This window comes from Nocardiopsis kunsanensis DSM 44524, assembly GCF_000340965.1.
Taxonomy (GTDB): domain Bacteria; phylum Actinomycetota; class Actinomycetes; order Streptosporangiales; family Streptosporangiaceae; genus Nocardiopsis; species Nocardiopsis kunsanensis.
Genome location: NZ_ANAY01000051.1, coordinates 23,034 through 29,033, shown reverse-complemented (window position 1 = coordinate 29,033; position 6,000 = coordinate 23,034). Strand labels below are relative to the sequence as shown.

Annotated in this window: 5 protein-coding genes; all 5 read right to left on the bottom strand. The window is 69.1% G+C overall.

The window, feature by feature from the left end:
- Window positions 1-183: 183 nt before the first annotated feature.
- The gene (locus D456_RS0122585) at window positions 184-663 is read right to left on the bottom strand and encodes a SixA phosphatase family protein (protein WP_017578452.1); all 480 of its coding nucleotides are present in this window, start codon (window positions 661-663) and stop codon (window positions 184-186) included.
- A gap of 321 nt (window positions 664-984) precedes the next feature.
- Window positions 985-3,336, bottom strand: a complete 2,352-nt coding sequence (locus D456_RS0122575) for a sodium-translocating pyrophosphatase (RefSeq protein WP_017578450.1) — start codon at window positions 3,334-3,336, stop codon at window positions 985-987.
- Between the two features lie 598 nt (window positions 3,337-3,934).
- Window positions 3,935-4,435 carry a DUF309 domain-containing protein gene (locus D456_RS0122570; RefSeq protein WP_017578449.1) on the bottom strand — a complete coding sequence of 167 codons (501 nt, stop codon included), beginning with the start codon at window positions 4,433-4,435 and terminating at the stop codon, window positions 3,935-3,937.
- A 4-nt stretch (window positions 4,436-4,439) separates the two neighbouring features.
- The gene (locus D456_RS0122565) at window positions 4,440-5,366 is read right to left on the bottom strand and encodes an alpha/beta fold hydrolase (RefSeq protein ID WP_017578448.1); all 927 of its coding nucleotides are present in this window, start codon (window positions 5,364-5,366) and stop codon (window positions 4,440-4,442) included.
- A gap of 12 nt (window positions 5,367-5,378) precedes the next feature.
- Window positions 5,379-5,876, bottom strand: coding sequence for a phage holin family protein (locus D456_RS0122560; RefSeq protein ID WP_026116143.1), 498 nt, complete (start codon window positions 5,874-5,876; stop codon window positions 5,379-5,381).
- Between the last annotated feature and the right edge of the window lie 124 nt (window positions 5,877-6,000).

Sequence of the window (6,000 nt, the reverse complement as noted above, 5' to 3'; positions counted from 1 at the left end):
AACCGGAAGAAAAGGATGGACCGGCACGCCCGCGGAACCCCGCGTTCGTCTCGCTCGGTGGAACCTCGATGTCCCCTCGCCCGGCCTTGGGCCGTTTGAAGGCGACCTGGGGAACACTACCCCCGGCCGACCACCTGAGCAACCTGGACCGAACGTGTCCTGGGTCATGCTTTCCTGTGAACGTCAGTTCAACAGGATCGCTGCGCCGGTCCCCGGAGCGGCGTACAACCACTCCACCTCCAGGGCCACGGCGGTGACCGTCGCCGGCGGGTACCCGGCCGGCCCCGGCATGTCCAGGAAGTCCGCGGCCAGCTGCGCCACCGTCGGGTTGTGTGCGACCACGAGCACGGTACCGGCTTCCGCGGGCACGTAGGTGATGAGCTCCGTCAGCGTGTCCGTCCCCGCCGAGTAGACGGCCTCGCTGAAGTCGGTCTCCGGAGGCCTGCTCGGCCCGAGGGTACCGAGTACGCCTTCGAGCGTCTGCCGTGTACGGCGGGCCGAGGAGCAGAGGACGTGGTCGGGCACGTATCCCTGTGCGGCGAGCATTCGGCCCACGTTCTCCGCCTGGGAACGTCCGCGGTCGGTCAGGGAGCGTTCGACGTCGTCGACGCCGAACCCGGACTCGGCCTCCGCGTGCCTCATCAACAGCAGTGTGCGGCTCATGGGGACACCACCGTGGCGACGACGGCTATGGCAACGATGAAGCCCACCATGAACCCCAGAATTGTGAACAGGCCCTTCATCCCCTGCACGGGATCCCCCTCAGCTCGGATCGCTTCGGCGCCCGCGGAGCGCCCGACGCCGACACCACAAAGGCTAGAGCCCGTCCCCCCTGCACCCGCAACCTGCTGCACTCCGGGTGGAACCCACCGACCGGGCTCCACCCTCGAACGGTCCGCCCGGCCCGTCGCAGAGCAACGGCCGCCCGGGGCGCTGCCCCGAGCGGCCGTGTCTGTACTGATCGGCCGGTGCAGTCCCGGACCGTCAGTCCTTGTTGTCTCCCGTGGTGGCTTCCTGGCGCTCGCCGTCGCTGTCACGGGGGCCGGGGGCGTCCCCTCCGGAGCCCTCGTGCGGCGAGCCCTTCGGCGTGGCACCCGATTCGTTCGGGACCGGGCCGCTCTCGCTGCCCGCGCCCCGGTTCTTCGACCAGAGGACGGCACCGACCAGAACACCGACCGCGAGCAGCGTGACGACCACACGCAGCACGATGTTGTCCGCGTAGATGACGACGCTGGGCGCGATGATGAGCGCCACCAGGTTCATGACCTTGAGCAGTGGGTTGATCGCCGGGCCCGCGGTGTCCTTGAAGGGGTCGCCCACGGTGTCGCCGATGACCGTTGCCTCGTGGGCCTCCGATCCCTTACCGCCGTGGAAACCGTCCTCCACGAGCTTCTTGGCGTTGTCCCAGGCGCCGCCGGAGTTGGCGAGGAACACGGCCATGAGCACACCAGCGGCGATGGCGCCGCCCAGGAAGGCCCCGAGCGGGGCGTAGCCGAGCGCGAACCCGACCGCGATCGGGGCGAGGACCGCGAGCAGGCCCGGGGTGACCAGTTCCCGCAGCGAGTCCTTCGTGCAGATGTCGACCACCCGCGCGTACTCGGGTTTCTCGGTGCCGTCCATGATGCCCGGACGGGTACGGAACTGGTCCCGCACTTCCAACACCACTCGGCTCGCAGCGCGCCCGACCGCCATGATCGCCAGCCCGGAGAAGAAGAACACGACGGCGGACCCGATGATGACCCCGACGAGTACGTCCGGGTTGTCCAGGGACAGGGAGAAGACCTCGCCGTCCCCGAGCTGGTTCTGCACAGAGGTCCGGAAGGCCCCGAACAGCGCGGTGGCAGCCAGGACCGCGGTCGCGATCGCGATGCCCTTGGTGATGGCCTTCGTGGTGTTACCGACGGCGTCGAGTCCGGTCAGGACGTCGGCGCCCCTGCCTTCGACGTCACCGGACATCTCGGCGATGCCCTGGGCGTTGTCGGCGACCGGCCCGAAGGTGTCCATCGCGACGATGATGCCGACCGTGGTGAGCAGGCCGGTGCCGGCCAGGGCCACCGCGAAGAGGCTCACGGTGATGGAACCGCCGCCGAGCAGGAAGGCCGCGTAGACCGCACCGGCGATGAGCAGTGCCGAGTAGACCGCGGACTCCAGCCCCACGGAGATGCCGGAGAGGACGACGGTGGCCGCACCGGTCTCGGAGCTCTCGCCGATGTCCTTGACGGGACGGCGGTCGGTCTCGGTGAAGTAGCCGGTGAGCAACTGGATGGCGGCGGCGAGCACGAGACCGATGAGGACCGAGCCGATGGCCACGAGCCGGGGATCGGGTCCGGCGCCGGCCAGGTCCTCGAGCACGCTGTCGCTGACCCCGGTGAGCTGGTCGAAGCTGGAGGGCAGGTACCAGAAAGCGGTGGCCACGACCAGGACCGCGGAGATGCCCGCAGAGACGAAGAACCCGCGGTTGATCGCCGACATGGCGGTGCGGTCCTTGGCCCTGGGTGCGACCAGGAAGATGCCGATGACGGCGGTGATGACCCCGATCATGGGCACCAGGAGCGGGAAGACGAGGCCCTCCACACCGAAGGCGACGCGGCCCAGGATGAGGGAGGCCACGAGCACGACGGCGTAGGACTCGAAGAGATCCGCGGCCATGCCCGCGCAGTCGCCCACGTTGTCCCCGACGTTGTCGGCGATGGTCGCGGCGTTGCGGGGGTCGTCCTCGGGGATGCCCTGCTCGACCTTGCCGACGAGGTCGGCGCCGACGTCGGCGGCTTTGGTGAAGATACCGCCGCCCACACGCATGAACATCGCGAGGAGTGCGGCACCGAAGCCGAATCCCTCCAGGACGATGGGCGCGTCTCCGGCGTACATGAGGACGACGACGGCGGCACCGAACAGGCCGAGACCGACGGTGATCATGCCGGCGACACCGCCGGTGCGGAAGGCGATGCGCATCGCGCTGCGGTTCGCGTCGTCGTCGCCGCCGCGGGCCGCTGCGGCCACGCGCACGTTGCCGCGGACTGCCAACCACATCCCGATGAAACCGGTCGCGGCGGACAGGAGCGCGCCGAGGGCGAAGAACACGGAGCGGCCGACCATGATCTCCGTGGAGTCGGCCGGGAGCAGGAGCAGGAGGAGGGGGATGACGACAATGAAGACCACGAGGGTGCGGAATTGTCGTTTCAGATAAGCCGCGGCCCCTTCCTGTACCGCGACCGCGATGTTGCGCATTCGCTCTGTTCCCTGCCCTGCGGCGAGGACCTCACGGACGAGCATCCCGGCCACGGCGAGCGCCAGGAGCGCCACCACCATGACGACGATGACGAGGGTGAGGTCCATGCCGTTCAGTGGTAGGGCTGTGCCGCTCTCCGCGGCGAGGTTGAGCCCAGACAATCCGTCCTCCTTGAGACGGGCACGACCTTTCCGGACCCGCCCGTGCCATAACACGCGGGGAAACGGTCGGCCTGTCGGACGCCGTTCACCGTGCGCGGGCACGGCAATGCCGTCGCCAGGAAGGGGCCTGGACTGGCCCGAAGGCACGTCGTGCGGGGTCGGATCGGTGCCACCTTCGGTTGGGGTGCGCACCGCCCGCACCATGCGTCACGGGCGGTGATCCGGGGATTGTACGCAGCACCCTGAAAAAAGGTGAGAGTGGGTTCGCTATTTCGCCAAGAGAAACCAAAGATGTGACCTCCTGGTGACCACTGGGTTCGGAAAAACAGAACACGATGAAGTATTCACCCCGGAAGACCCGCCATAATGCCGTAATACGTTTTTCCCGATAAATCATTCATGGGGTCACACACCACGTATGGCAGAATGAAACGGGTGGAGGCATCACCAGCCCCCGCAGTCACGACATGGGACCCGGACCCAGCTTTCCTTCTCCCTTACGGCCCCGACACAAAGACATCCAGTGGTGTCCGTTATTCGGCCCTCAACGGCGCAGACGCATCCGCGACGTGTCGATGCCCTCCCCCGGTTCGGCCCGCCCGGATTCGAGCTCGTCCGCCAGGGCCCGGGCGAAGGCCGCCACCCCGGCCGTGTCCACCCCGTGGGGCGCGGGTGCGAACGGTTCCACCCGGTCCGCCCCGCGGCGGAGCAGCCGTGCGGCACCGACCGTGTTGCCGCGCTGAGCATGCGTGACACCCACGGCGGTCTGCGCCAACCCGCGCCAGAGTTCGCGCTCGGGCTCGGCGACGGACTTCCAGACCGCTTCGAGGACCTCGTGTGCGGTGAAGGCGTAGCCGCCGTCGAGCAGCCCCTGGGCCTTCTCGAGCCCTTCCTCGGGGGTGAAATCGGCGTCGTCGGGGACACGTTCCACCTCGCCGACACTGCCGTGGGGCATGGGACGCCCGTAGCGGTCCCTGGGGCGCTGGTTCTCCGCACGACCACTGACGTTGCGGTCCCTGTCGCCGTTGACGGTCAACTGTGCCATCCCTTCACAGCGGTTCGGGGCCACCCGCTCGGGTTCCCCCGGTCTCACCCAGCCACCCTACGAGAGCCCGTGTCACCTCTTCGGGCCGCTCCTCGTGGGGGAAGTGTCCGGCACCGGCCACGGGGTGCCAACGGAAGTTCCCGGAGACCAGGCGCCGGGACGAGTGCGCGATCCCCGGCCGGCAGACGGGGTCGCGGTCACCGTGGATCTGCAGTACGGGAACCCGGACCTGGCGGCGCAGCACCGACCGGTACCGGAGCCCGTCGAAGCGCCAGCGGGAACGGAAGAGCCAGCGGTGGTACTCCAAGGAGCAGTGGGAGACCTTCGGGATGGAGAAGGCGAGCCGGTACCGCTCCTCGGCCCCGGTGTCGGGCCATTCCGGCCCGGACCACGCGTCGAGCAGTTCGCCCACACGCTCGCATCCGTCGGCGAGCAGACGGTGCTCGGGCAGGATCGGCACTTGGGCTGCGAGGAAGTGCCGTGCTGCGGGGCCTCCGCGGCGGACCGCTCGGGCCGCACGCAACGGGTGCGGGGAGGAGACCGCCGCCAGTGAACGCACGGTCTCCGGGTGGTACGCGGTCATCGTCCATCCCACGAGGCCGCCGACCCCGTGGCCGACGACGGCCGCGTCGACGGAACCGAGGGCCCGGACCATGCCTGCGGCGTCCTCGGCGAGGGTGGGCAGGTCGTAACCGCGGGGGGTCTTGTCACTGGCACCGTAGCCGCGCATGTCGACGGCGACGGCGCGGTACCCGGCGGCGGCCAGGGCGGTGATCTGAGCCCGCCAGGCCCACCAGAACTGGGGGAAGCCGTGCAGGAGCAGGACGAGTGGTCCCTCACCCGACTCGGCGGCGTGGAAGCGTGCCCCCGCGGCTCCGATGACGCGGTGGGTCCAGGGGCCGTCCACGTAGGCGGCCGAGTCGTCCAACACGGTGCGGGGCGGTCAGCGGCCGGAAGGCGCCGGGGCCTCCCCGGGTTCTTCGGTGGCGGCCACCGCTCCGTCGCCCTCCTTGGGGGGACGGACCTCGCCGCGGATGATCGCCATGAGACGCGAGGACGTCAGGACCGTACGGGTCAGCCCCTGCCTGCGCCGGAAGTTGATCACCGCGATGAGTGCGAAGACCAGGGCGACCAGCAGGTAGAAGAGCGTGACGATGCCCAGGGAGGCCCAGACCGGCAGCCCGAAAATCTCGTGCAGGCCGAACCCCGCCGTGACCGACAGCAGGATCACGAAGATGTGCAGGATCACTGCGGCGACCAGGAACTCCGCGATGCCCTTGCCGATACGGACCGCGTCGTGCTTGGCCTCGAGCTTGGCGAGCCTGAGTTCGAGGCGCACCAGCCGGGACAGGTTGCCTGTGGCGTCGCTGAGCAGATCGCTGACGGAACGGTCGGCATCGTTGGAGGCGCCAGGTTGGCCGGCACCCGGCTTGTCCACCATCGTGGGGGTTCCCTTCTCTCGTCCGAACATGCGGATGATCCTCCGCATCCTCGCACATGCCCGCCCACCGGCGCCTCTCCCGGCGCGCAGAACCCGGAGCTTCGGTTTCGTCACACCGATGAGC